The organism is Rhizobium sp. BK377, assembly GCF_014193935.1.
Lineage (GTDB): Bacteria > Pseudomonadota > Alphaproteobacteria > Rhizobiales > Rhizobiaceae > Rhizobium.
In genome coordinates this window covers 172,100-195,913 of the sequence record NZ_JACIAC010000008.1, presented here as the reverse complement: position 1 = coordinate 195,913, position 23,814 = coordinate 172,100, and the positions used below count along the sequence as shown (strand labels likewise).

Here is a 23,814-nt window from a genome sequence, read left to right as displayed (position 1 = left end):
TCTGTCTGCGTAGCTCTTCGGAGCCTCGCGCAATTTTAAGGACATCGACATGTTGTGTCGGCGCTACCGCCAGAAGATACGAATGACACGGAAAACCGCGGAGGCTATGAGCCAAAGGAATTCAAGAGAGTTGGATATCTCCTGAACGATCCCCGCCGGCTTTTCCAGCTTTTCCATACGCTGCCGAAGAAACACATAGGGTCGCTCCGGCGGCGTTTCCGTCTCGTATCTTTGCTCGCGGGGGCCTATCTTCGACAGGATCTCCCCGCGCATATTCGTCAGGCGTTCAAGAATTCGCTTCTTGTCCGCCTCGCTCATATCAGCCGACAGAGCCTTCCAGCGAGATGCTGATCAGCTTCTGCGCCTCGACGGCGAATTCCATCGGCAGTTCCTGCAGCACTTCCTTGACGAAGCCGTTGACGATCAGCGCGATCGCTGCCTCGGTCGGAATGCCGCGCTGCAGGCAATAGAACAGCTGGTCCTCGGAGATCTTCGAGGTCGTCGCTTCATGCTCGAACTGCGCCGTCGAGTTCTTCGCCTCGATATAGGGCACGGTATGGGCGCCGCACTTGTCGCCGATCAAGAGCGAGTCGCATTGCGTGAAGTTTCGGGCGTTCGAAGCCTTGCGGTGAGCCGAAACCTGGCCGCGATAGGTATTCTGTGAGACACCAGCGGCGATACCCTTGGAGACGATGCGGCTCGACGTGTTCTTGCCGAGATGGATCATCTTGGTACCACTGTCGATCTGCTGATGGCCGTTGGAAACGGCGATCGAGTAGAACTCGCCTCTGGAATCATCGCCACGCAGAATGCAGGACGGATATTTCCAAGTGATCGCGGAACCGGTTTCGACCTGCGTCCATGAGATCTTCGAACGATCGCCGCGGCAATCGCCACGCTTGGTGACGAAGTTGTAGATGCCGCCCTTGCCGTCCTTGTCGCCCGGATACCAGTTCTGGACGGTAGAATACTTGATTTCGGCATCGTCGAGCGCGATCAGCTCGACCACGGCGGCGTGCAACTGGTTTTCATCGCGCTGCGGTGCGGTGCAGCCTTCGAGGTAGGACACGTAAGCGCCTTCCTCGGCGATGATCAGCGTGCGCTCGAACTGGCCGGTATTCTTCTCGTTGATGCGGAAATAGGTGGAAAGCTCCATCGGGCAACGCACGCCCTTCGGCACGAAGACGAAGGAGCCGTCGGTGAAGACAGCCGAGTTCAGCGTCGCATAATAGTTGTCGGTCGTCGGAACGACGGAGCCGAGATATTTCTGCACGAGATCCGGATGCTCGCGGATCGCTTCCGAGATCGACATGAAGATCACGCCGGCCTTCTTCAGCTCTTCCTTGAAGGTCGTCACGACCGAGACGGAATCGAAGACAGCGTCGACGGCGATCTTCGGCTTCTCGACGCCGGCGAGGATCTCCTGTTCCTTCAGCGGGATGCCGAGCTTCTCATAGACCTTGAGGATTTCAGGATCGACTTCGTCCAGCGACTTCGGGCCAGGCGTGCTCTTCGGCGCCGCGTAATAGTGGATCGCGTTGAAATCGATCTTCGGATAATCGACGCGCGCCCAGGTGGGCTCGTCCATCGTCAGCCAGCGCTTGTAGGCTTCCAGGCGCCATTCGAGCATCCATTCCGGCTCCTGCTTCTTGGAAGAGATCAGGCGGATGATGTCTTCGGAAAGGCCCTTGGGTGCCTTGTCCATTTCAATGACGGTTTCGAAGCCGTATTTATACTGGTCCACGTCGATCTGGCGGACGCGATCGACCGTTTCCTGGACAGCAGGCATGTCACTCTCCAATCTCGCCGGAGAAAAGGTCCGGCAGCTTGTCAGTGGGGCAATTGACTTGCCCCAGATATAAGTGGCCAAAAGGGACTTTTCAGCCCTGATGGCAAGTAGAAAATTGCGTTTCCGCAAGTTTGTGAGGCGATCAGGCCGCCTCGCCCGCCAGCTTTCGCCGGGAGGCAATTTTCACAAAGGCGGCAATCGCCCGGTCTACGTCTTCTTCCGTCGTCGAAAAGCCGAGCGACATGCGCAAGGCTCCGAGCTTCGGATCGCGGCCCATCGCCGTCAGCACATGGCTTTCGCCGACCCTGCCGGACGAGCAGGCCGAACCTGCCGAAAGCGCCACGCCTTCGAGATCGAAGGCGATCTGCCCGGTCTCCGCCTTCAGGCAGGGAAGTGTGAAGAAGATGGTATTGGCAACGCGCGGGCCGCCGGCGCCGTGAATGATGACATCGGGTGCCGCAGCGCACATGCCGGCCTCAAGCCGGTCGCGGAGTGCGGCAATCGCGGCGTTGCGCTCTTCAAGGTTCTGCAGCACGGCTTCTGCCGCCGCCCCAAAACCGATCAGCGCAAGAGAATTCTGCGTCCCCGAGCGGTGACCCTTCTCCTGCCCGCCACCGCGGATCAGCGCCTTCGGCATCAGCGCTTCGCCGCGGGCGATCAGCGCGCCGGCGCCCTTCGGGCCGCCGATCTTATGGGAGGAAATGATCATGAAATCCGCGCCGATCGGCCCGATTTCGATCGGCAGGCGGCCGGCCGCCTGTACCGCATCGACCACGAAGAGCCCGCCATGGGCACGCACGATCCTGCCCGCTTCTTCGACCGGCTGGACGATGCCCGTCTCGTTGTTGACGAACATGATCGCCACCATCGGCAGGCCCGTGGACTTGTCATGAGCGTCGAGAAGTGCGGAGAGCGCCGTCAGATCGACGATGCCGGCATCGGTAACCGGGATCTCGGTCGTCCTGTCCTTAGGGAAACGGCCGCCTTCGCGGATTGCCAGATGCTCGACGGCGGAATGATAGAGGCGGCCGAGCTTCAGCGGCGTGCGGCCCATGCTGAAATCAGGCGTCAGCACCATGTTGGCGGCTTCGGTCGCACCGCTCGTAAAGACAACATTGGCAGGGTCGGTGCCCGTCAACAGCGCCACCTTGCGGCGCGCACCCTCGATGGCTGCGCGCGCAGCGCGGCCCTCGCCATGCACGGAGTTGGGATTGCCGAAGATGTCCACGGCGCGCATGATCGCTTCACGCGCTGCAGGGTGCATCGGCGATGTTGCGTTCCAATCGAGATAAAGGCGTGGCGGCGCCATTGTCTTCGGTCCTGCGCTTGACGACCTTGCTTGAGCGCGGCGGTGCATTTTTCTTGAAATTTCCGCCGGGCTTGCCTTATGACACGTTCCACGCTGCGTGGATCGCCATGCAAGTTTCGAATTGTTCTAAACTGCGTTTTAGAAAAGCTGACAACCGTCGTCAAGTCATGTTGTCGCCAAACGTAGCGTGGACGCGAAATAAAACCCGGAGTACCGATGCCCGAAGTTATTTTCAACGGCCCAGCCGGCCGTCTTGAAGGCCGCTACCAGCCCTCCAAGGAAAAAAGCGCACCGATCGCCGTCATTCTGCACCCGCATCCGCAGTTTGGTGGCACGATGAACAACCAGATCGTCTACCAGCTCTTCTACATGTTCCAGAAGCGCGGTTTTACGACACTGCGCTTCAATTTCCGGGGCATCGGCCGTAGCCAGGGCGACTTCGACCACGGCGCGGGTGAGCTTTCGGATGCCGCCTCCGCCCTGGACTGGGTGCAGAGCCTGCATCCTGATTCTAAAACCTGTTGGGTTGCCGGCTATTCCTTCGGCGCCTGGATCGGCATGCAGCTTCTGATGCGTCGTCCGGAAATCGAAGGTTTCATGTCGATTGCGCCGCAGCCGAATACCTATGACTTCTCGTTCCTGGCGCCATGCCCCTCCTCCGGCCTGATCATCAACGGCGAGGCGGATAAGGTGGCACCGGAAAAGGACGTCAACGGCCTCGTCGAGAAGCTTAAGACCCAGAAGGGCATTCTCATCACCCACCGCACGGTACCTGGCGCCAACCACTTCTTCAACGGCCAGGTGGACACGCTGATGGCCGAATGCGAGGATTACCTCGACCGCCGCCTCAACGGCGAACTCGTGCCGGAACCGGCAGCCAAACGGATCAGGTAACGGTCCGCCGCATGGCGGCCGTCATCGCGAATTCCACGCCTTTGACACCTTCGATAAAGATCGGCCCGCGCTCCCGCATGCCGATCTTTTTCAATACGTGCTGCGAGGCGAGATTGTCCGGGTGCGTGAAGGCGATGAAATGAGGCGCAAGATCTCTGGAAAAGAACCAGTCGGCAACGCTTCCCGCAATTTCCGTCGCATATCCCTTGCCCCATTCGCGAGCGTAAAGGGCATAGCCCATCTCATATTCGCCAGTGTGATACAGCGAGATTCCGGCACGGCCGATGAAGCGGCCGTCTTCGCGGCTGACGATCTTGTATTTCGTCGTGCCGTAGCGCACCTGCTCGGCCAGATAAGTCCGTAGCCTCTCCTCACACTTTTCCCGCGACCACGGCGCCGCTCCGGACATGTAACGCGTCGTCTCGATCGTCGAATGCAGGTCATGGATCAGGTCGACATCGGAATGATTCCACATGACGGCAACAAGGCGCGGCGTTTCGAAGATGACGTTGCCGTTCATCTTGCCGGTTCCGTCAGCACGCCGCCGGTAACCGGATGGCTGACGCCCGTCGTGCCGGGATAGGTGAGCGGCAGTCCCTCCAGCGAGCGTACTGCCAGATAGGCCCAGGCTTCCGCTTCCATCGCGTCGCCGTCGAAACCGGCCTCTTCAGCACTCATGACACGAGAACCGTTCTTCCCGGCCATATCGGCAAACTCAGCCATGATCGTGTCATTCAGCCGACCGCCGCCGCAGACGATATAGACGGAGGGGCTTTGCGGCAGATAGGAGGCCGATTTGACGATCGAGGCGGCAGCCACATGCGCAAGCGTGCGCGCACCATCCTCCAGGCTCGCCTCACCATCTGCCAGCGGTCTGAAATCGCCACGGTCGAGCGAGCGCCGGATATTGCCCTGGAAGAACGGGCTGCCGAGATAGCGGGCGGCAATTTCGGCCACCACCTGCCCGCGCCCGGCGATCTCGCCGCCGGGATCGTAGGTCTTGCCGGTCTGCATCTCCACCCACTGGTCGATCAGCGCGTTGCCGGGGCCGCTATCGAAGGCGGCGATGCGCCCCTCCACGCCGATATAGGTGAGGTTCGAAATGCCGCCGATATTGACGAAGCAGACCGTCTGCCCTTGCTGTTGAAAGCGGCCGGCAAGCGCAGCATGATAGGCCGGCACTAGCGGCGCACCCTGCCCGCCATGAACCATGTCGTTGGCGCGCATGTCGTAGACGACAGGAATGCCGGTGCGTTTCGCCAGCAGCTCTCCATCGCCGATCTGGATCGTCAGCCCATCGTCAGGCCGGTGCAACACGGTCTGGCCGTGAAAACCGAGCACATCGACATCGCCGCTTCTGAGTCCGAATTTATCGAGAAATGCCGTAACGGCATCTGCATGACGTAGAGTGAGTTCAATCTCGATGTCGCGCAATTCGTCCGGTCGTGCATTGCGATCGGTCAGCGGCCGTGCCAGATCGAGCCCACGCTTCAGCCGCTCGCGAAAACCGCCATCATAGGTAACGCCCAGAAACGGTCCGCGCTCGATGAAACCTCGCCCGTCTGTCCTGAGCAACGCCACATCGATGCCGTCCATCGAGGTGCCGCTCATCAAACCGATCGCAGTCCTGACGATATCCATTGCGCCGCGAGCCTTTCATGCGATTCCCGGATGCACTTTTGGAAAAACAGTGCTAAACGCGCCGCGACGGTTCAACAAGCGTCAATCCCAATCCCGTTCGACGTTCAAGAGACGAAGCCCATGTCGCAGTTCAAGTCTGATTTCCTCCGCACGCTGCAAGAGCGCGGCTTCATTCATCAGATTTCCGATGAAAGCGGCCTCGACGATCTCTTCGCCAAGGAAACCGTGACGGCCTATATCGGCTTCGATCCGACCGCACCCAGCCTGCATGCCGGATCGCTCATCCAGATCATGATGCTCCACTGGATGCAGAAGACCGGCCATCGCGCCATCTCGCTGATGGGTGGCGGCACCGGCATGGTCGGTGATCCCTCGTTCAAGGAAGAGGCCCGCCAGCTGATGACTGTCGATACGATCGAAGGCAACATCGCCTCGATCAAGCGCGTTTTCTCGAACTACCTGAATTACGGCGATGGTCCGAAGGAGGCGCTGATGATCAACAATGCCGAATGGCTGCGCTCGCTGAACTATCTCGAATTCCTGCGCGATGTCGGCAAGCATTTCTCGGTCAACCGCATGCTGTCCTTCGACAGCGTCAAGACGCGCCTCGACCGCGAACAGTCGCTGTCCTTCCTGGAATTCAACTACATGATCCTCCAGGCCTACGACTTCGTAGAGCTTGCCAAGCGCTATGACTGCCGCCTGCAGATGGGCGGTTCAGATCAGTGGGGCAATATCGTCAACGGCATCGATCTCGGTCACCGCATGGGGACGAAGCAGCTGTATGCGCTGACCTCGCCGCTGCTGACGACTTCGTCCGGCGCCAAGATGGGCAAGTCTGCGACCGGTGCCGTGTGGCTGAATGCCGACATGCTGTCGGCCTATGACTTCTGGCAGTACTGGCGCAACACGGAAGACGCCGATGTCGCGCGCTTCCTGAAGCTCTACACTACGCTGCCGATGGATGAGATCGCCCGCCTGTCGGCACTCGCGGGTTCCGAGATCAACGAAGTCAAGAAGATCCTGGCAACCGAGGTCACCGCGATCCTGCACGGCCGTGAAGCCGCCGAAAAGGCGGCTGAGACGGCGCGCAAGACCTTCGAGGAAGGCGGTCTCTCCGAAAACCTGCCCTCCGTCGAGGTTCCTGCCTCCGAACTCGATGCCGGCATCGGTCTGCTCTCCCTGATCGTCCGTGCCGGTCTTGCCGCCTCGAACGGCGAAGCCCGCCGTCATGTCCAGGGCGGTGCCGTGCGCATCAACGACCAGGCTGTCAGCGACGAGCGAAAGATGATCGGCAGCGGAGAAATCACTGCTGATGGCGTCATCAAGCTGTCGCTCGGCAAGAAGAAGCACATCCTGATCCGTCGCGCAGCCTGATCGGCGCGAGCGACACGAACCAAAAAGGCCGGCCTTCGCGCCGGCTTTTTCTTGTCTGGCTTGAGCCGAAAGCTCAGGAGCGGCCCGAGTAGAATTTCTCCATCACGAAATTGTCGAACCGCTGCCCGCGCCGTTCGACGGTCTGCCGTGTGAGGATCCGGAACCCCTTGCGCTCGAAAAATGGCTGCGCCGTCAGGCTGGCATGCGTGTAGATCCGATCGATACCAAGCGCTTCCGCCTCCTCTTCGACGCGCGTCAGTAGGCGGCCGGCAACGCCGAGGCCCTGAAAAGCCGGATGCACGAACATCATGTCGAGGCACCCGTCCGGCGTGAGATCGGAGAAGCCGACCGACTTGCCGTCGATCTCCGCGATCCAGCCCGGCCGGCTGATCCTGCGCTCCGCCCATTTTGCAGCGTCTTCCACCTGCGCCCAGGCATCGATCTGCTCAGGCGAATAGTCTTTCGACGAGACTTCGCGGATGGCGCGCAGAAAGATCTCGATCGTCGCATCGCTGTCGGCAGGCCTGTAGGGCCGGATCAGGATCGAGTTCTTCACTGGTATCCTCAGGCATTCACTGGAATTCGAAGATCTGGCGGAAGACGCCGGGCGCGATGACCGACAGTGGGTTGATCTGCAGGTTCGGCTGGTCGAACTTGCCGGTCAGCTTGAAGGTGATGCCGATCAGGCCGCGGTCGGAACCATTGCCGAGAATGACGCCGATCAGCGGCAATTCGGCGAATAGCCGGTTGAGCCCGTAAGCCGGCATGAAGGTGCCGGTCATGTCCATATTGCCTCTGGCGTTGCGCACGACGCCCTGGAAAGTGGCGCCGATCTGGTCGCCGCGCAGCACGCCGTTTTCGATGGAGATCGCCCCGCCGCGTGAGACGACACGGGCAAAGCCACGCTGGAAGCGTTGCGAGGAGGTATCGATATCCCGCTTCACGGCTTCGCTGAGGCTGCGCTGGTCCGAGCCGACAGGCGTGGAAACGATCGAGCGCAGGCGTTGCTCGTTGACGATCGAGAAGCGGCGCACGTCGAGCGAGCCATCCCAGCCGCCGCCCGCATTGAGACGGATAGCCAGATTGAGAAGCCCGCCCTGCATATGCTGATACAGATCGGCAAAGCGTGAGACGGAGCCGGCATCGCCGCTGGTGATGTTGATGACGCCGCCGCTCTGCATCTGGCTGACGACCGCCTCGCCGCTATCGGTGATGCCGGAGAAATTCAACGATTGCAGTCGGCTGCCGCTCATGGCGATCTGCGCCTGGAAATTGCCGATCTTCTCGTCATTGAAGCCTATGATGTTCTGCAGCTTCGCCCGTACGCTTATGCTGCTGTTGTCACTGCCATTGCCATCGCTGTCCGAATCCGATTTCAGGCGGGCGATGATCGGTCGCGCATCGGCGCTGGCTCCGGATACGGAAATATCGAAGCCGCCCTTGCTGCGCTTCAGCGACAGCCCGAAATCATCGACGGAAGACAGCTTCACGCTATCGAAATCCGCCGATATCAACCCGCTCTTGCCGATCACGAGCGCCCCGGTCGCCCCAAAGCCATCCCCCTTCAGACGGAAATTCTTGACCTGCGTATTGTCAGGCGGGCCGGAAACCTCGAATTCGGCATTAGCGGGAATACCGCTGCCCTTCGACCAGCCGATCCAGGGCAGATCGAGCGATGCCTTGCCGAGGTCGAGCTGAACGTCCTGCCGGTCTTCGTCGATACGCGTCAGCACCAGCTTGACGCTGCCGCCGAGGATGCCGGACAGGCCCGGCAGCAACTTGTCGCGCTGGTCGCCGTTCAACGTTGCCGTGATCACACGCTGTGGCTCGATCCCGGAAGATTTGTCGACTGGTTCCAGCATATCGATATCAGCGGAGACGCCGTCGATGTCGGCCTTGCCCTTGACCTTCACCTGCTGCGGATCGGCATCGAGCATGCCGTCGAGATTGGTGATGACGCGGCCCGAGAACGGCTTGGCAAGCGCGACGTCGGTGAGTTTCATCTGCGCCTGCCATTCGGGTGGCGGCGGGTTTTGCGAGGACAGAAGTCCGAAACGCGCCTGCACATGCGCGTCGATAGTGCCCTTAAGGTCGTCGGGCACAAAGCCCGCGCGCTGCAGCACCTTGATCGGCTTGTAGGTCAGAAGCTCGCCCACAGCATCCGCTGAGCCTGATACGGAAATGTCGGCTTCGGCCATTAGTGGCTTGTCATAGACTGACGGCATCACGAAGGTGCCCGGCTGCACCGCTACTGAACGCCCGGAGGGGAAATAGGAGGTGCCGCTCTTGAGCGAGATCGTCGCCTTTCCGCCCGTCAGGTCGAAATGCGCTGCCGTATCGCGCACCGGTGGGATCTCGCCGGCGACATTCAGGCGCGTACCGGCGATGTCGAAGGCGATGCGGAGTTGGTTTTCGTCGAGCCGCAGGCCACGTCCTCCCGCTGCCTCGTCCAGCCGGCCTGGCGGGATGAAGACGGAAATGGACGCATCGGTCACCACGCCGCCGAAGAGGTTTGCCAGCACCCAGACCCGCGCTTTGGACGCCATCCAGAAAGGCCAGAGCTGCTTGACCGCCGTCGTCTGCATCTGCTGGGACTGGCCGGCAAAACTGATCTCCGGTGATTTATCGTTCAGCCGGACGTGCAGCGCTCCGTAGAGGGAGCCAAGCGGCGAGGAAGCCACCATATTCGAAAACTGGAATTCACGGCCGGCGACGAGGTAGCGTCCGGTCGCCTGCAGATCGAAAGACAACGGCTGCTCGCCGGAATTGGGTGCCGCCGTGCCGCCGCTGATCAGCGCGTCGATGCCGAACCCCTTGCCCGCATTCGGATCGAGCTTGTCGAGGTCGATCAGTGCCCCGCTGATCGGCAGCACAGTCGGGCCGAGATGCAGCTGCGATTTGGCGATCTCCAGCGTCTGCTTGTCGAAGTCATAGGCCAGATTGAGTTGCCCGTCCGTCAATTCCTGAGAATCGCCGTCGACATAGATAAGGCCCGGATCGAGTTTGAGAGCCGCATTGAGCGACGGCTTGACGCCGTCGGCAGCTCTGACCGCGGAAATGGTAAGATCGCCGAACGTATTGAGGCCCTGGCGTTTCTCGCCCTGTTCGTTGCGCTTCAGCGCAAAGGGAGTGAGGTCGGCATGCGACAATGTGCCATCGAGCCGGGAGGCGCGCCCGCTCGCCTGCTCGGTGATCACATTGAGATCAGCCGCCTCGCCGTTGATGGAAATCTGGCCGCTGAGCCGCAGCGAGTTCGGCCCGGCATGTTCGAAGGCGAGATTGTCGACGACGAGGGAAAGCGGCCCATTTGCCGTATCTGCGAGCTTGATGTCGATGCCGGAGATGCGCACGGAGCCGGTACCGCCGCGTTCGACGAAGGTTTCGAACAAGTCGAGATGCGAGAAGATCGTCTCCATTGCCGCCGGAATGGCATCGACACGCAGATCGTCAAGCGTGATGGGAGCGGTTGATGGAAGCAGCGACGTGTCGAGGGCGATATCGTCGGCTTCCACCGATGATATCGCAACGCGGCCGCGAAAGAGCTGAAGCGGATCGAGCGCCATCCGCATGGAGGATGTGGTCGAAAGATGCTGGCCGCTTTGCTGGTCGATCATGTTGACGTCGCGCGCTTCGAGCGCCAGCCGCAGGCCGGATGTGAAGCGGATGACGGTGGAACCGACTTCGGCACGGTAGCGCGGCCCCAGTGCGCTGTTCAACGCCGACTGCGCCTGCTGCGATAGCGGCGCGTCAATGATCCCGCTTTCGATGGTGAAGACGATTGCCGCCAGGATGAACAGGATGACTGCGCAGAATCCGCCCGTGACCTTCGCTGTGCCGCGCATGCGGGAGCGCGGCGGCGGGCAATGCACGATAAGCGGGTCCTTCACCTGCGCTGAAGGCAGGTTGTGCAAGGCGACGATGTCCTTCTTGCGGAACGTGACCTTTTCGCCGCGGATGGCTGACATGCGCCTTGGGAAACTCCTGAATCTGATTTGAACGGCTCTGGGCGGGACGCCGTTTCATCCACTATATAACCTGCCTGATATAGTATCTCCCCTAAACCCGGCAAAAGAAAGTTTTGAGATGTCTGCACCCGGTATTGGCTCCCGTGCTCCCGATTTCAGCCTCCCGCGCGACGGCGGCGGGCGCATTTCGCTCTCTGATTATCACGGCAAGCCGGTGGTCCTGTTCTTCTATCCCAAGGATGACACGACGGGCTGCACGACCGAATCTCTGGATTTCACCGCACTTGCCGATGAGTTCGCAGCCGCCGGCGCCGCCATAGTCGGCATGTCGCCCGATTCGGCCGCATGCCATGACCGCTTCATCAAGAAGCACAAGCTGACGGTGGCGCTTGCCTCGGACGAAGAGAAGACGGTGCTGCAGGCCTATGGCGTGTGGAAGGAGAAAAAGATGTATGGCCGTACGTTCATGGGCGTCGAGCGCACGACCTTCCTGATCCGCAGGGACGGCACCATCGCCACCATATGGCAGAAGGTCAGGGTGCCGGGCCATGCCGCAACGGTGCTCGAAGCCGTCCGGAATCTTGCCGCGTGACGGCGATCACGTCGCTGCGCGGCGGCGCGATCGATGCAATCCGCTCCGCCGATCTCGACCGCAAGACAGAGCTCGCGCAGGAAAGCGCTACCAGGTGGTTCGCACGTCGCATCTCGCTGCGCTCGCCGCTGGACGCGCCGCTGCCCGAGCGTCCCGGAAGGCCGGAAAAGCCTCTGCTGGTGCCGCCGACCCAGGTCGAGAAGCGTTCGCTGCATACCGTGCCTGGCCGGGTCGCCCTGCTCCACGCAATCGCCCATATCGAGCTCAATGCCGTCGACCTGGCGCTCGACATCGTGGCGCGATTTGCCTCGGCGCATGTGCCGAATTCCTTCTTTGACGGCTGGATGCAGGTGGCCTACGAAGAGGCCAAGCACTTCCGCATGGTGCGGAAACGGCTCAACGATCTCGGCGCCGATTACGGCGATCTGCCCGCCCATGACGGCCTCTGGCAGGCAGCGCATTCGACCCGCAACGATCTCACGGCCCGCCTGGCCGTCGTGCCGCTCATTCTCGAAGCGCGCGGACTGGATGTTACGCCTGCGCTGCAGGCCAAGATGCGCGAGACCGGCGACCTCGAAAGCGCCGCCGTCCTCGACGTCATCTACAATGACGAGAAAGGCCATGTCGCCGTCGGCGCCAAATGGTTCCGCTTCCTCTGTGCGCGTGAGAAGCGTGATCCTGCGAGGACATTCCAGGAGCTGGTGCGGGCCAATTTCCGCGGTCCGCTGAAGGCACCGTTCAATGATGTGGCCCGCGCCGAAGCCGGGCTTACGCCCTCTTTCTACAGGGCGCTGACCTCGACCAGCCAGAGCTGATTGGTAAGCTCTGGCTTGCTGACGTAAACCGGCTGTTAACCATAAAAGTATGTAATCATCTCTCAATGGGGCAGGCGCTGAAAGCGAATCTTTGGGGGACCCTCGGTGACGAACGGACATCACAGTCGGGTATTCGGCAAGAGGGCGCAGGAACACGTCCTTATTCTTGCGAGTGGCGACAAGGTGCGTCACATGACGGTGAAGCCTTGGATGGCGGCGGTGGCCTTCTGCTTCGTCGGCGTCTTCTCAATCGGCTATCTGCTGGCCACCTCCTACCTGGTGCTGCGCGATGACCTGATCGGCGCGACCATGGCCCGCCAGGCCCGTATGCAGCATGACTATGAGGATCGCATCGCCGCACTGCGCGCCCAGGTCGACCGCATCACCTCCCGCCAGCTTCTCGACCAGCAGGTGGTCGAGGACAAGGTCGACAAGCTGATGGAACAGCAGATGGCGCTGACCTCACGCCACGGAAAGCTCGACAACCTGCTCGACCGCGCCGAAACCTCAGGACTGACGGGCAAGGATGCTCCTGTAACCGATGTACCGGCGCAAGCTTATGCGCCTGACATCAAGGACAAGCGCGCATCGCTTTCCGGTGGTGCACAGGCGATCGAAAAGCTCATGTCAGCCGATAACAAGCCGGTCGACGCGGGCGCCCCCGACAACTCCACCCTCGCCTATGTTCCATCAGAGGAAACCGTCGGCGACCGTGCCGACCGCATTTTTTCCAAGGTCACGCTCTCGCTGAAGACCGTCGAGCAGGATCAGAAGAACCGCATCGATCAGCTCACGAGCGACGCCGGCAACGCCGCCGATACGATCGAGGGCGTGCTCGACCGCTTCCACATCGCCGTTCCGGCTGAGACGATCGCCGCCAAGGAAAAAGAGGACGGTGCCGTCGGCGGTCCTTACGTGGAGCCCGAAAGCGACGACGATTTCAACAATTCGCTCGTGCAGCTCGATGGCGCGCTGACGCGTCTGGAAGCGGTGCGCAGCACCGCCGAATCCCTGCCCTTTCGCAATCCGGCCATTGGCAAGGAAGTCACCAGCCCCTTCGGCAACCGGCGCGATCCTTTCCTCGGCCGGCTTGCCCTGCATTCCGGCATCGATTTCCGCTTCTCGCCGGGTGAAAGGATTCGCCCTACCGCGCCCGGCAAGGTGATTGCAGCCGGCTGGACCGGAGGCTACGGCAACATGGTCGAGGTCGATCACGGCAACGGTATTTCGACGCGCTACGGCCATATGTCGGAAATTCTGGTCAGGGTCGGCGACACGGTTGACCGCAACAATGTCATCGGGCTTGCCGGCAGCACAGGTCGGTCAACGGGCACGCATCTGCATTATGAGGTGCGCCAGGATGGACATGCGGTCGATCCGATCTATTTCATGAATGCCGGCCTTAAACTTGCCACTTATATAAAATAGCCGGTCGCGGTAACGAACGCTTCACCTCGCTCCCTGGGGTGGAGACGCTCTTCCTTGACTTGCCGGCCGTTTCGGAATATGTCGCCCACCATTGCGGCATGCAATCCTGCCGACTCGCCAGAGACCGGCCGAACGAAACGGAAACAGTTTTCCCTTTGACGACATTTGCTGAACTTGGTTTGAGCCCCAAAGTGCTCTCCGCTGTTACCGATGCGGGCTACACGATTCCCACTCCCATTCAGGCCGGGGCAATTCCCTTCGCGCTTGAGCGCCGCGACATCTGCGGCATCGCGCAGACCGGTACCGGCAAGACGGCATCTTTCGTTCTTCCCATGCTGTCACTTCTGGAAAAGGGCCGAGCCCGCGCTCGCATGCCCCGCACGCTGATCCTGGAGCCGACCCGGGAACTCGCCGCCCAGGTTGCCGAGAACTTCGAAAAATACGGCAAGAACCACCGCCTCAACGTCGCCCTCCTCATCGGCGGTGTTTCCTTTGAAGATCAGGACCGCAAGCTCGAGCGTGGCGCAGACGTGCTGATCTGCACCCCCGGCCGCCTTCTCGACCATTTCGAACGAGGCAAGCTCCTGATGAGCGGCGTCGAAATCCTCGTCATCGACGAAGCCGACCGCATGCTCGACATGGGCTTTATTCCCGATATCGAACGCATCGCCAAGCTGATCCCTTTCACCCGTCAGACGCTGTTCTTCTCGGCCACCATGCCGCCGGAAATCCAGAAGCTTGCGGATCGCTTCCTGCAGAACCCTGAACGTATCGAGGTCGCCAAGCCCGCATCGGCCTCCAAGACCATCACGCAGCGCTTCGTCGCTTCGCATGGCAAGGATTACGAGAAGCGCGCTGTCCTGCGCGATCTCATCCGCGCCCAGGAAGACCTCAAGAACGCGATCATTTTCTGCAATCGCAAGAAAGACGTCGCTGATCTCTTCCGTTCGCTGGACCGCCACGGCTTCTCCGTCGGCGCCCTTCATGGCGATATGGACCAGCGCTCGCGGATGACTATGCTCGCGAACTTCAAGGACGGCAACATCAAGCTGCTCGTTGCCTCCGACGTCGCCGCCCGCGGCCTCGATATTCCCGATGTCAGCCACGTCTTCAATTTCGACGTGCCGATCCATTCGGAAGATTATGTTCACCGCATCGGCCGTACTGGCCGCGCCGGTCGTTCCGGCGCTTCCTTCACCATCGTCACCCGCCACGACCAGAAACATGCCGACGCGATCGAAAAGCTGATCGGCGAAAAGGTTGAATGGCTAAACGGCGATCTCTCCGCCCTGCCGCCGGCTGAAGAAAGCCGCGACAGCGAGCGGTCTCCCCGCCGCGGAAAGGGTCGTGAGCGGGATAGGGATCGTGGCCGCGACCGCCGGTCTTCGAGTCATAAATCTGATATCAACGCCGAAGATAATGGTGGCGAAGTCGTGGAAGCAGCAGCAAAGGCCGACAGCGTGAAGAACGAGCGCAAAGCAGAGCAGAAGCCGCAGAATAATGCGCGTGGCAATCGGCCCTATCCGGCAAACGACGACAATCGCGAACGTCGCCGCCACCGTGATCACGACGATGGCCCGACACCGGTCGGATTCGGCGACGATATCCCCGCTTTCATGCTGATCGCAGCCAACGCCAAGATCTGAGCCCCCATGGGCAAGCCCGGCATTGATTTCCCAGGCCTCGGTGTAGGCCTGGTGATTTTGCGCGACGGCAAGATCCTTCTCTACAAGCGCGTGCGTCCGCCAGAAGCCGGCTACTGGAATATCGTCGGCGGCAAGGTCGACCATATGGAGCCGGCCGAGGAAGCCGCGCGTCGCGAGGCGGAAGAGGAAACGGGACTGACCATCGGCCGCATCGAACGCATCGGCTTGACCGAACAGATCATCGAAGCCGACCGCCAGCACTGGATTTCACTTCTTTATGTCGCCCGTGAAGTCACGGGTGAGCCGCAACTGACGGAACCGGACAAGCTCTCGGATTTCGGCTGGTTCGGTCTTGCCGACCTGCCGGAGCCACTGTCGGCTTTCACCAGGGTTGCGATATCAACTCTTCCGGCCGGGCAATTGCGCTGATCATTCGGCCCGCAGCGCTGCTTCGTAGGCAAGCCGCACCCAGCGCGCCATGACATCGGGGTCGTCATAGGCTTCGTCGGGAATGCTCCAGTAGGGCATCTTCACCGGAGCGCCCTTTTTGCCCTCGTAGAACCATTGGCTAGCACCCGCCGCGGCAAACTCCGGTGCGCTCTCTTCGTCGGCCTTCAGCAGGATTTCGTCGCGCACTTCGAGTGCCAGGATACGGCCGAGATGATAGATGCCCTTGCCGCCGAACATGCGCTTGATGGTGACGGGTCCAAGCGACTGAAACATTTCCTCGATGCCGGCATTGTCCATTCTGCTGAGCCTATATCGTGTGATACCCACGGTTCAAATAGAGAAGCGCCGGGTGGATCTCGGTGAAGCGAACGGCAGCGACCTCGCCGAAGATGACGTTATGGGTCGGCATTTCCTTGATATCGGTCACCCGGCAGTCGAAGACGGCAAGCGCATCGGCAAGTACCGGCGCGCCCGTTACCAGCGTTTCGAAGCGGGCGCTCAAGAAACGATCCCCGTTTTCCAGCTGGGTGCGGCCTGAAAAGGCATCGGCAACAACCTGATGGTGGGCGCCAAGCGAGTTCAGCGCGAAGATGCCGCTGCGCCAGAAGATCTCGTTCTTCTCATTGGTGTTGTTGAGGCAGACGAGAACGGAAGCCGGATTGTCGGATACCGAGCAGGCAGCCGTGATGGTGACGCCACGGCGGGCTTCACCGAGCGCTGTCGTCAGCAGCTGCACATGGCCGGCATAGCGGCTCATGGCATCGCGATAGAGGCCGGGATCGATATGCTGCCTGTTCAACACATGCTTCTCCACAATCGGTATCTTGTTTTTGTTATTTCACCAATATGGCGGGCATCGGTTACCTTTTCTACAATGGCACGCTCTAAAAGCTGGAGAACACGCTTGTTTTTCTTTGACGATTGCCGCCGTGCGGATAAAAGGGCATGGACAAGACGAGAGACCTGCACCTTTCATGATGACCTTGCGTGTCATAGCCGCCCTTCTGTCGCTCATGGCGTTGACGGCCGAAAGCCGCGCGGCCGGCGTGACGATCGGCGTCGTGGCGCCGCAGGACGGCACTTTCGCCTCGCTCGGCGCCCAGATTTCCGCCGGCGCGAATTTTGAGATCCAGCGGGCGGGCAATACGGTCGTTCCCGTCAATGAGACCTGTCAGGACAATAGTGGCCAGGCGGTTGCCGATGCGCTGATCGCCGCCAAGGTCCAGATCGCTATCGGCTTCCTCTGCAGCGAAACGCTGGAAGGCGCCCTGCCGAAGCTGAAGGACGCCAATATTCCCGTCATCACCGTGTCCGTGCGCTCGCGCATCCTGATGGAGGATTCGCTGAAGAATGGCTGGCCCCTCTTCCGCCTCGGCCCGCAGGATAGCGATGAAGCCGCCAGGATTATCCAGATCATCCTGCAGCAATGGACGGCGTCTCCGATCGCCCTTATCGAGGACGGCACGATCCACGGTCGCGAACTGACGGAAGCCGTGCGCAATGCGCTGGAAGAAAATGGCCTGAAGCCCGTTTTCACCGACACCTACCGGCCGGGACAGGAACAACAGATCGGCCTCGTGCGCCGCCTGAAGCGGGCCGGCGCCACCAGGGTCTTCGTCGGCGGTGACAGGAACGATGTCGCCACCATCGCCCGTGACGCCAAGGCCGAAAACATCCCGCTCGACATTCTGAGCGGCGATGCGATGCGCGCCGCAAACCAGCCGCTCGTGCTGGCGGATGGCGTACGCGCCGTTGCCATTCCCGAATATGCGTTTCTGCAGGATGCGGCTGCGACCGTCGAGGCCTTGCGCGCAGTCGGAATCGAACCGGAAGGTTATGTTCTGCCGGCAGCCGCAGCCGCGCTGATTGCCGATCAGGCCGTGCAGGCGGCCGTGGCCGAAGGCAAGCCGGTGGCCGAAAAGCTGATCGGAACGCAGTTCAATACGCCGATCGGCCCGATCATCTTCACGCCGGCCCATGAACTGTCGCAAAATCCCTATCGTCTCCTCGAATGGCGCGGTGCCGCTTTCGTCCCGCCGGCCGATGGGACGGACTGATCTATTGAAATTTGCCGTGAGGCGCTCGCCGCTTCCGATTGAGAGGAGACCGAGACCATGACGAAATTGCCCATCCGCATCGCCCCATCGATCTTGGCGGCAGATTTTGCAAAGCTCGGCGAGGAAGTGCGCAACGTCACCGCGGCCGGCGCCGACTGGATCCATCTCGACGTCATGGACGGTCACTTCGTGCCGAACATTTCATTCGGTCCCGATGTCATCAAGTCGCTGCGCTCCTATACGGATGCGACCTTCGACTGCCATCTGATGATCTCGCCTGCCGATCCCTATCTGGAAGCCTTCGCAAAGGCCGGCTGTGACCGTATCACCGTGCATGCAGAGGCCGGACCGCATCTGCACCGCTCGCTGCAGACGATCCGCCATCTCGGCAAGAAGGTCGGCGTCACGCTCAATCCGGCAACGCCGCTCTCGGTGGTCGAGAACGTGCTTGACGATGTCGACCTCATTCTCATTATGTCCGTCAACCCCGGTTTCGGCGGCCAGAAATTCATTCCGGCAATGGTAGATAAGATCGCAGCGGCGAAGTCACTCATCGGTGATCGCCCGATCGAGCTTGGGGTGGACGGCGGTGTGACGGTCGATACCGCGCCTGCTGTGGCAAAGGCCGGCGGCAACGTGCTCGTCGCCGGATCGGCAATTTTCAAGGGCGGCTCGGTCGAGGCCTATCGCCGGGCCATTACCGCCCTTCGCAACGCGGCTGAGGGGGCTCGCTGATGACGAAGCGCATGTTCATGGGCGGATTTCTCGCCGCCCTGCTGACCGGCATGGCTGCCATGGCCTCAGCCGGCGATATCGCCAATATGCAGCCTGTCGGCTTCTCCGCCGACGGCAAGGTCTTTGCCTTCCAGGAATTCGGCATGAAGGATGGCAAGGTCCCCTATTCGGATACCTATTTCATCGATACCGACACCGGCGCCGATATCGAGGGCACGCCCTTTCATCTGGAACTGACCGACAAGGATGCCGATCTGTCCAAGGCACGCCGCCAGAATCTGACGGCAGCCCGCCAGCAGATGGACAAATACGACCTTCTGACCAATCCGGGCCTGATCGCTGCCTTCAACCCGCCGACCGAGCTCGGCTCGCCGATGAAGACGATCCGTTACACAACGATTGCAAGTGACGGCCCGGCGCGGGGCGCGTATTCGCTGCTGCTCGGCGATGCCGAAGTCGCCAAGCCGGAAAGCTGCAAGGACGTCAACCGCGTCATTGGCTTCACCCTGCAGCTCATCGAGAAAGATGGTGCGCCGAACCGCCAACTGGTGCATGAGGACAAAACGCTGCCGGCAGATCGCGGCTGCACCGTGGAATATCGCATGGGCGGCGCCCTCGTCTATCAGCCTGAATCGGGCAAGCCTGTCCATATAGCCCTCATCCTAGCGCTGAGCGCCTCTCCGGACGGCCGCAACGGCCGCTGGATCGCCGTTCCGGTTCACCCCTGAGAATGAACCGTCTGCGGGCGGCATGGCCGTCCTTATCGGAACTTTTCATCGGCGCCCCGCTCTGGGGCATTCAGATGCTGATCTCAGCCATGGCCGGCCTCTATTTGCGCAATAGCATGGAAACGAGCCATGTGCTCGATCTCGCTATCCTCTATTTCGGCGGGGGACTGCTTTCCTGGCCCTTCAACTTGCTTGCCGGGCGCTATCTTGCGCTCGGTCATCAGGTAGAGGCGCGTTTTGCCGCATTCTTCCTGGTGCTGACGATGGGCACGGTCATGATGACGGCCTTTCTCTTCGCCATGGACTACCGGATTTTCTATTCCCGCTGGCATTCGCCGTTCGGCTCGGTCATCTGGATGTTCCAGTTTGTCTTTACCGGCGCCAGCGCCATTTATCAGTTCCTCGTCCTTGGCTTGGGGCTGTTTTTACCCCTCGGACTGGCCTGTCTTTTTGCCACTAGCCTGGCTCTTGCCAAACGCATGCGTTGAGATTGCCGGCCGTCTTTGCTACAGGGGCCGCAGCTACTGTCACGAAATGAAGGCGCTCGCCCATGATCCCTCGTTATTCCCGGCCCGAGATGGTCGCCATCTGGTCTCCCGAAACCAAATTCCGCATCTGGTTCGAGATCGAGGCCCATGCCTGCGACGCGCTGGCAGACCTTGGTGTGATCCCGAAATCGGCCGCCGCCACCATCTGGGAAAAAGGCGGTAAGGCGACTTTCGACGTTGCCCGCATCGATGAGATCGAGGCCGTCACCAAACATGACGTCATCGCCTTCCTGACGCACCTTGCCGAAATCGTCGGCCCAGACGCCCGCTTCGTCCATCAGGGCATGACGTCCTCGGACGTGCTCGACACAACGTTCAACATCCAGCTCGTGCGTGCCGCCGACATCCTGCTCGCCGACATCGACCGTGTTCTGACAGCGCTGAAGACGCGCGCTTTCGAGCACAAGGATACGATCCGCATCGGCCGCAGCCACGGCATCCATGCCGAGCCGACGACGATGGGCCTGACCTTCGCGCGCTTCTATGCCGAGATGAGCCGCAACCGCGCCCGCCTCGTTGCCGCCCGAGCGGAAATCGCGACCGGCGCCATCTCCGGCGCTGTCGGTACCTTCGCCAATATCGATCCTGTGGTTGAAGAACACGTCTGCGCAGCACTCGGTCTCGTTCCGGAGCCGGTCTCCACACAGGTCATCCCGCGCGACCGTCATGCCATGTTCTTCGCCACGCTTGGCGTCATCGGCTCGTCGATCGAAAACGTCGCCATCGAAATCCGCCACATGCAGCGCACCGAAGTGCTGGAGGCGGAAGAGTTCTTCTCGCCGGGCCAGAAGGGCTCGTCCGCCATGCCGCACAAGCGCAACCCGGTCCTGACCGAAAACCTGACCGGCCTTGCCCGTCTCGTGCGCATGTCGGTCGTACCCGCGATGGAAAACGTGGCGCTCTGGCATGAGCGTGACATCAGCCATTCGAGTGTCGAGCGGGCCATCGGCCCGGATACGACCATCACGCTCGATTTCGCGCTGAACCGTCTGGCCGGCGTCATCGAAAAGCTCGTGGTCTACCCCGAGAACATGATGAAGAACCTCGACAAGTTCCGCGGCCTTGTTCATTCGCAGCGCGTTCTTCTGGCGCTGACGCAGGCAGGCACCTCCCGCGAGGATGCCTATCGCCTCGTGCAGCGCAACGCCATGAAGGTCTGGGAACAGGGCAAGGATTTCCTTGAGGAATTGCTGGCCGACCCCGAAGTGCTTGCTGCACTGTCGGAGGCGGATCTCCGCGAAAAATTCGATCTCGGTTATCATACCAAGCATGTCAACACGATCTTCCGCCGCGTCTTCGGCGAAGCCTGATCGGCACGAAACATGTCACGAAACGGCGCCCGCGAGGCGCCGTTTTCATTTCCGCTTGCGCGATGTGGAACCGACAGGCGGCTTGCGTTTTCTCGGTTCGCGTTTTGCAGGCGATTTTTCGGCACTCTCATCCGATATCTTGCAGGCTTCGGTCTCGCCCCGACCTTTGGCCGCCTTGGCCACCAGGCGGTCGAGATGCTTGAGTTCCTCCTCATCGAGGTTTTCGATGCCGATGAAGCGGTTCTCGGCGTGGCTCGTCAGAATGATTTCGTTGAGCTTCGCCTGGATGGCCCGCGTATCGCGTGTCTGCGCATTCTGAAGCACGAAGACCATCAGGAAGGTAATGATCGTCGTGCCGGTGTTGATCACCAGTTGCCAGGTTTCGGAATAGTCGAAGACAGGGCCGAGAGCAGCCCAGATGACGACGGCGATAAGTGCCAGAATGAAGGTCACCGGCGTGCCTGCCCACTCCGATATCTTGGATGCGAAGCTGGCAAACGCGTGGCGCATGGTCACCTGGAAATCCTCCTTCGAAGTCGGCGCAAAACAAACTCCAAGAAGGGCTGCGAAGTTCCAGGTCCTATAGAAATTCGGGGTATCGCGAATTCGCGATACCCCCAGGGGCGCTGTCCTCACATGGCTTCGCGGGCAATGAGTTTTCGGTAAAGATGCCAGGTCGCATGGCCGAGGATCGGAATGACGAGTGCGAGGCCGATAAAGAGCGGGATCGTACCGATGACGAGCGACGCGGCAACGATCAGGCCCCAGAGCAATACCGGTATCGGATTGACGAAAGTCGCCCGGATCGAGGCGACCATCGCGGCCACCGCTCCGCAATCCCTGTCGAGCAGCATCGGGAAAGTTACGACCGTAATCGCCAGAACGACGAGGGCAAAGCCAAGGCCGGTCAGATTGCCCCAAAGGATGAGTTGCGTGCCTTGGGGCGTAGCGAATACCTGCTGCAGAAAAAGCGACATGGAGCGCGGGAAAACTTCGCCGAGAAAGTTCGTATAGATGGTCTGCGCCGTGACCAGCCAGACAGTGAAGATACCAAACAGCAGGAGGCCGACGGCGATGATCGACGGCAAAGCCGGCGAATGGCGAACGTCGAGCGCATGTTTCCAGGAAGTATCGAGCCCGGCCTCGCGCCGGCGGCTGATTTCATACAGACCGATCGCGGCGATCGGGCCGATCAGCACGAAACCCGACATCAGCGGAAAGACCATCGGTGCGAGATTGGCGCCCGAGGTCAGCATCGTCAGGAAGATGCCGGCGATCGGATACATGAGACACAGGAAGACGTAATGCGAAGGCTTCTCGCGGAAATCCTCGAAACCGAGCCTGAGCGCGTCGAAGACGTCGGCTATGCTGATCCTGTTGACTACGGGCCGTGCGAAACTCTCGCCGGCGCCCGTCATGACATGAAATGTCGTCATGGCTTTCTCCTCCTCAGCCAAGATGAGCCGGAGGCGAATGTGTCGGCAACAACGGGCCGACACGAGAACGCAACCGGCATAAGGCCACTCTAGCAAATATTTTTAGCTAAGTCGCTCTTTCCCTTGACATCACGGTTACGCTTTCTCACATCGGCGGCACCATGAAAGCTTCAGACGCAGATATCCTCATCATTCCCGGCTATACCAATTCCGGTCCCGACCATTGGCAGAGCCGTTGGGAAGCAAAGCTCAGCACTGCACGCCGCGTTGAACAGGCGGAATGGTCCAAGCCCGTGCGTGAGGACTGGACCGCCCGCATCGCCGAAGCGGTAAACGCCTCCACGCGCCCCGTCGTGCTCATCGCCCATTCCCTAGGGGTGCCTTCGGTAATCCATGCAATCCCGATGTTTCAAAAGCGCGTTGCCGGCGCCTTCTTCGTGGCGCCGCCCGATGTTGCCAATCCGGATATCCGCCCGAAGCATCTCATGACTTTCGGCCCCTACCCGCGCGATCCCCTGCCCTTTCCGTCGATTACGGTCGCCAGCCGCAACGATCCCTTCGGGACTTATGAGCATGCCGACGACATTGCCAACAGCTGGGGTTCCTTTCTCGTGGATGCCGGCGAGTCCGGTCACATCAATGCCGAATCCGGTCACGGCCCCTGGCCTGAAGGCACGATGGTCTTTGCCCAGTTCCTCAGCCGCCTCCCCGGCTGAGGAAGCCAAAAAATCCTGCGTTTCCAGCGGATTAGCGATCGCTTTCTAAGCACACTTGCCGCAGTCGGCCGAGCAGCGAAAGCTCGTGCGCTCCATCATCGAGATTGGTCGCTGAATATTGTCGTTACCGCAGAAGGTGTCGAGACCGCCGATCACGTCCGCATCCTGCAGGAGCGCGGCTGCGACATGCTGCAGGGCTATGCGCTCGCCCGGCCGATGTCCGGCCTGCAGCTCCCGGCTTTCATCCGTGGCGAAAGCTGGCGGCAGCCAGAGGGCGAGGCTCGCGCGCTGAAGGCGGATCTGCGCCATTCCACGGGCCATCCCGTCTCCAAAATAGCCTGCGGATAGAGACCTGTATAACCCTTCCGAGATTTTGCC

The 23,814-nt window shown here is 60.7% G+C and carries 25 protein-coding genes; 14 read left to right on the top strand and 11 right to left on the bottom strand.

Going from position 1 to position 23,814, the window contains the following annotated elements:
• Window positions 1–63 precede the first annotated feature (63 nt).
• The 3 genes from FHT92_RS26310 to FHT92_RS26300 all read right to left on the bottom strand — a co-directional run bounded on the left by FHT92_RS26310 (window position 64) and on the right by FHT92_RS26300 (window position 3,098).
• On the bottom strand, window positions 64–318 hold the full coding sequence (locus FHT92_RS26310) for a hypothetical protein (RefSeq protein WP_183830830.1): 255 nt from the start codon (window positions 316–318) through the stop codon (window positions 64–66).
• Between the two features lies 1 nt (window position 319).
• On the bottom strand, window positions 320–1,789 hold the full coding sequence (sufB, locus tag FHT92_RS26305) for a Fe-S cluster assembly protein SufB (RefSeq protein WP_183830829.1): 1,470 nt from the start codon (window positions 1,787–1,789) through the stop codon (window positions 320–322).
• Between the two features lie 142 nt (window positions 1,790–1,931).
• Complete coding sequence (locus FHT92_RS26300; protein WP_183830827.1) at window positions 1,932–3,098, bottom strand: cysteine desulfurase family protein; 1,167 nt, start codon at window positions 3,096–3,098, stop codon at window positions 1,932–1,934.
• 216 nt (window positions 3,099–3,314) lie between these two features.
• On the opposite strand from FHT92_RS26300, the gene FHT92_RS26295 reads away from it, so the two are divergent.
• On the top strand, window positions 3,315–3,992 hold the full coding sequence (locus FHT92_RS26295; RefSeq protein WP_183746983.1) for an alpha/beta hydrolase: 678 nt from the start codon (window positions 3,315–3,317) through the stop codon (window positions 3,990–3,992).
• Here FHT92_RS26295 and FHT92_RS26290 read toward each other — a convergent pair.
• Entirely contained in the window at window positions 3,985–4,512 is a 528-nt protein-coding gene (locus FHT92_RS26290; protein ID WP_183830825.1) for a GNAT family N-acetyltransferase, read from the bottom strand. The genes FHT92_RS26295 and FHT92_RS26290 overlap by 8 nt on opposite strands.
• Entirely contained in the window at window positions 4,509–5,633 is a 1,125-nt protein-coding gene (locus FHT92_RS26285; protein ID WP_183830823.1) for an anhydro-N-acetylmuramic acid kinase, read from the bottom strand. The genes FHT92_RS26290 and FHT92_RS26285 overlap by 4 nt, the downstream gene beginning before the upstream one ends.
• A 120-nt stretch (window positions 5,634–5,753) precedes the next feature.
• Between FHT92_RS26285 and tyrS the strand changes: the two genes are divergently transcribed.
• Window positions 5,754–7,010 carry a tyrosine--tRNA ligase gene (gene tyrS, locus FHT92_RS26280; protein ID WP_183830821.1) on the top strand — a complete coding sequence of 419 codons (1,257 nt, stop codon included), beginning with the start codon at window positions 5,754–5,756 and terminating at the stop codon, window positions 7,008–7,010.
• Window positions 7,011–7,083: 73 nt separating this feature from the next.
• Here the strand turns inward: tyrS and FHT92_RS26275 are convergent, their stop codons facing one another.
• Both FHT92_RS26275 and FHT92_RS26270 read right to left on the bottom strand, forming a co-directional pair.
• Window positions 7,084–7,566, bottom strand: coding sequence for a GNAT family N-acetyltransferase (locus FHT92_RS26275; RefSeq protein WP_183746973.1), 483 nt, complete (start codon window positions 7,564–7,566; stop codon window positions 7,084–7,086).
• Window positions 7,567–7,582: 16 nt separating this feature from the next.
• Window positions 7,583–10,975, bottom strand: coding sequence for a DUF3971 domain-containing protein (locus FHT92_RS26270; protein ID WP_183830819.1), 3,393 nt, complete (start codon window positions 10,973–10,975; stop codon window positions 7,583–7,585).
• Between the two features lie 118 nt (window positions 10,976–11,093).
• Here FHT92_RS26270 and FHT92_RS26265 point away from each other — a divergent pair, with 118 nt between their 5' ends.
• The 5 genes from FHT92_RS26265 (at window position 11,094) to FHT92_RS26245 (ending at window position 15,885) form a co-directional block, all read left to right on the top strand.
• Window positions 11,094–11,567 carry a peroxiredoxin gene (locus FHT92_RS26265; protein ID WP_183746967.1) on the top strand — a complete coding sequence of 158 codons (474 nt, stop codon included), beginning with the start codon at window positions 11,094–11,096 and terminating at the stop codon, window positions 11,565–11,567.
• On the top strand, window positions 11,564–12,382 hold the full coding sequence (locus FHT92_RS26260) for a ferritin-like domain-containing protein (protein WP_183830817.1): 819 nt from the start codon (window positions 11,564–11,566) through the stop codon (window positions 12,380–12,382). Before FHT92_RS26265 ends, FHT92_RS26260 begins: the two co-directional genes overlap by 4 nt.
• Before the next feature lie 105 nt (window positions 12,383–12,487).
• Complete coding sequence (locus tag FHT92_RS26255; RefSeq protein ID WP_183830815.1) at window positions 12,488–13,810, top strand: peptidoglycan DD-metalloendopeptidase family protein; 1,323 nt, start codon at window positions 12,488–12,490, stop codon at window positions 13,808–13,810.
• A 155-nt stretch (window positions 13,811–13,965) separates the two neighbouring features.
• A complete protein-coding gene (locus FHT92_RS26250; RefSeq protein WP_183746959.1) occupies window positions 13,966–15,456 on the top strand; it encodes a DEAD/DEAH box helicase in 1,491 nt (496 codons plus the stop codon).
• A gap of 6 nt (window positions 15,457–15,462) precedes the next feature.
• Window positions 15,463–15,885 carry an NUDIX domain-containing protein gene (locus tag FHT92_RS26245; protein WP_183830813.1) on the top strand — a complete coding sequence of 141 codons (423 nt, stop codon included), beginning with the start codon at window positions 15,463–15,465 and terminating at the stop codon, window positions 15,883–15,885.
• On the opposite strand, the gene FHT92_RS26240 is transcribed toward FHT92_RS26245, so the two are convergent.
• Window positions 15,886–16,203: a TfoX/Sxy family protein gene (locus FHT92_RS26240; RefSeq protein ID WP_112547728.1), complete on the bottom strand. Its 318-nt coding sequence runs from the start codon at window positions 16,201–16,203 to the stop codon at window positions 15,886–15,888. It lies immediately after the preceding gene.
• Window positions 16,204–16,213: 10 nt separating this feature from the next.
• Entirely contained in the window at window positions 16,214–16,708 is a 495-nt protein-coding gene (locus FHT92_RS26235) for a flavin reductase (RefSeq protein WP_183830811.1), read from the bottom strand.
• 172 nt (window positions 16,709–16,880) lie between these two features.
• On the opposite strand from FHT92_RS26235, the gene FHT92_RS26230 reads away from it, so the two are divergent.
• The 5 genes from FHT92_RS26230 (at window position 16,881) to purB (ending at window position 21,284) form a co-directional block, all read left to right on the top strand.
• Complete coding sequence (locus FHT92_RS26230) at window positions 16,881–17,963, top strand: ABC transporter substrate-binding protein (RefSeq protein ID WP_183830810.1); 1,083 nt, start codon at window positions 16,881–16,883, stop codon at window positions 17,961–17,963.
• A 57-nt stretch (window positions 17,964–18,020) separates the two neighbouring features.
• Window positions 18,021–18,698 carry a ribulose-phosphate 3-epimerase gene (gene rpe / locus FHT92_RS26225; RefSeq protein ID WP_183830808.1) on the top strand — a complete coding sequence of 226 codons (678 nt, stop codon included), beginning with the start codon at window positions 18,021–18,023 and terminating at the stop codon, window positions 18,696–18,698.
• On the top strand, window positions 18,698–19,426 hold the full coding sequence (locus FHT92_RS26220; protein ID WP_183830806.1) for a DUF2259 domain-containing protein: 729 nt from the start codon (window positions 18,698–18,700) through the stop codon (window positions 19,424–19,426). Before rpe ends, FHT92_RS26220 begins: the two co-directional genes overlap by 1 nt.
• A 2-nt stretch (window positions 19,427–19,428) precedes the next feature.
• Window positions 19,429–19,914: a hypothetical protein gene (locus FHT92_RS26215; protein ID WP_183830804.1), complete on the top strand. Its 486-nt coding sequence runs from the start codon at window positions 19,429–19,431 to the stop codon at window positions 19,912–19,914.
• 62 nt (window positions 19,915–19,976) lie between these two features.
• Window positions 19,977–21,284 (top strand): adenylosuccinate lyase, encoded by a 1,308-nt coding sequence (purB, locus tag FHT92_RS26210; protein ID WP_183830802.1) that lies wholly within the window; start codon window positions 19,977–19,979, stop codon window positions 21,282–21,284.
• Window positions 21,285–21,329: 45 nt separating this feature from the next.
• Here purB and FHT92_RS26205 read toward each other — a convergent pair whose 3' ends face one another.
• Entirely contained in the window at window positions 21,330–21,794 is a 465-nt protein-coding gene (locus FHT92_RS26205; protein WP_183747599.1) for a low affinity iron permease family protein, read from the bottom strand.
• 122 nt (window positions 21,795–21,916) lie between these two features.
• Window positions 21,917–22,720 carry a DUF2189 domain-containing protein gene (locus tag FHT92_RS26200; RefSeq protein ID WP_183830800.1) on the bottom strand — a complete coding sequence of 268 codons (804 nt, stop codon included), beginning with the start codon at window positions 22,718–22,720 and terminating at the stop codon, window positions 21,917–21,919.
• A gap of 161 nt (window positions 22,721–22,881) precedes the next feature.
• Between FHT92_RS26200 and FHT92_RS26195 the strand changes: the two genes are divergently transcribed.
• The gene (locus tag FHT92_RS26195; RefSeq protein WP_183830798.1) at window positions 22,882–23,436 is read left to right on the top strand and encodes an alpha/beta hydrolase; all 555 of its coding nucleotides are present in this window, start codon (window positions 22,882–22,884) and stop codon (window positions 23,434–23,436) included.
• Between the two features lie 12 nt (window positions 23,437–23,448).
• Window positions 23,449–23,784 (top strand): EAL domain-containing protein, encoded by a 336-nt coding sequence (locus FHT92_RS26190; protein ID WP_183830983.1) that lies wholly within the window; start codon window positions 23,449–23,451, stop codon window positions 23,782–23,784.
• The last annotated feature ends 30 nt before the right edge of the window (window positions 23,785–23,814 follow it).

What these genes read in the sequence shown, in the direction of transcription:
- FHT92_RS26195 (WP_183830798.1), top strand. Translation starts at nt 22,882, where the DNA reads ATGAAAGCTTCAGACGCAGATATCCTCATCATTCCCGGCTATACCAAT.
- FHT92_RS26245 (WP_183830813.1), top strand. Translation starts at nt 15,463, where the DNA reads ATGGGCAAGCCCGGCATTGATTTCCCAGGCCTCGGTGTAGGCCTGGTG.
- FHT92_RS26290 (WP_183830825.1), bottom strand. Translation starts at nt 4,512, where the DNA reads ATGAACGGCAACGTCATCTTCGAAACGCCGCGCCTTGTTGCCGTCATG.
- FHT92_RS26270 (WP_183830819.1), bottom strand. Translation starts at nt 10,975, where the DNA reads ATGTCAGCCATCCGCGGCGAAAAGGTCACGTTCCGCAAGAAGGACATC.
- sufB (WP_183830829.1), bottom strand. Translation starts at nt 1,789, where the DNA reads ATGCCTGCTGTCCAGGAAACGGTCGATCGCGTCCGCCAGATCGACGTG.
- FHT92_RS26215 (WP_183830804.1), top strand. Translation starts at nt 19,429, where the DNA reads ATGAACCGTCTGCGGGCGGCATGGCCGTCCTTATCGGAACTTTTCATC.
- tyrS (WP_183830821.1), top strand. Translation starts at nt 5,754, where the DNA reads ATGTCGCAGTTCAAGTCTGATTTCCTCCGCACGCTGCAAGAGCGCGGC.
- FHT92_RS26240 (WP_112547728.1), bottom strand. Translation starts at nt 16,203, where the DNA reads ATGGACAATGCCGGCATCGAGGAAATGTTTCAGTCGCTTGGACCCGTC.
- FHT92_RS26310 (WP_183830830.1), bottom strand. Translation starts at nt 318, where the DNA reads ATGAGCGAGGCGGACAAGAAGCGAATTCTTGAACGCCTGACGAATATG.
- FHT92_RS26230 (WP_183830810.1), top strand. Translation starts at nt 16,881, where the DNA reads ATGATGACCTTGCGTGTCATAGCCGCCCTTCTGTCGCTCATGGCGTTG.
- FHT92_RS26265 (WP_183746967.1), top strand. Translation starts at nt 11,094, where the DNA reads ATGTCTGCACCCGGTATTGGCTCCCGTGCTCCCGATTTCAGCCTCCCG.
- FHT92_RS26205 (WP_183747599.1), bottom strand. Translation starts at nt 21,794, where the DNA reads ATGCGCCACGCGTTTGCCAGCTTCGCATCCAAGATATCGGAGTGGGCA.
- FHT92_RS26220 (WP_183830806.1), top strand. Translation starts at nt 18,698, where the DNA reads ATGACGAAGCGCATGTTCATGGGCGGATTTCTCGCCGCCCTGCTGACC.
- FHT92_RS26285 (WP_183830823.1), bottom strand. Translation starts at nt 5,633, where the DNA reads ATGGATATCGTCAGGACTGCGATCGGTTTGATGAGCGGCACCTCGATG.
- purB (WP_183830802.1), top strand. Translation starts at nt 19,977, where the DNA reads ATGATCCCTCGTTATTCCCGGCCCGAGATGGTCGCCATCTGGTCTCCC.
- FHT92_RS26295 (WP_183746983.1), top strand. Translation starts at nt 3,315, where the DNA reads ATGCCCGAAGTTATTTTCAACGGCCCAGCCGGCCGTCTTGAAGGCCGC.
- FHT92_RS26300 (WP_183830827.1), bottom strand. Translation starts at nt 3,098, where the DNA reads ATGGCGCCGCCACGCCTTTATCTCGATTGGAACGCAACATCGCCGATG.
- rpe (WP_183830808.1), top strand. Translation starts at nt 18,021, where the DNA reads ATGACGAAATTGCCCATCCGCATCGCCCCATCGATCTTGGCGGCAGAT.
- FHT92_RS26200 (WP_183830800.1), bottom strand. Translation starts at nt 22,720, where the DNA reads ATGACGACATTTCATGTCATGACGGGCGCCGGCGAGAGTTTCGCACGG.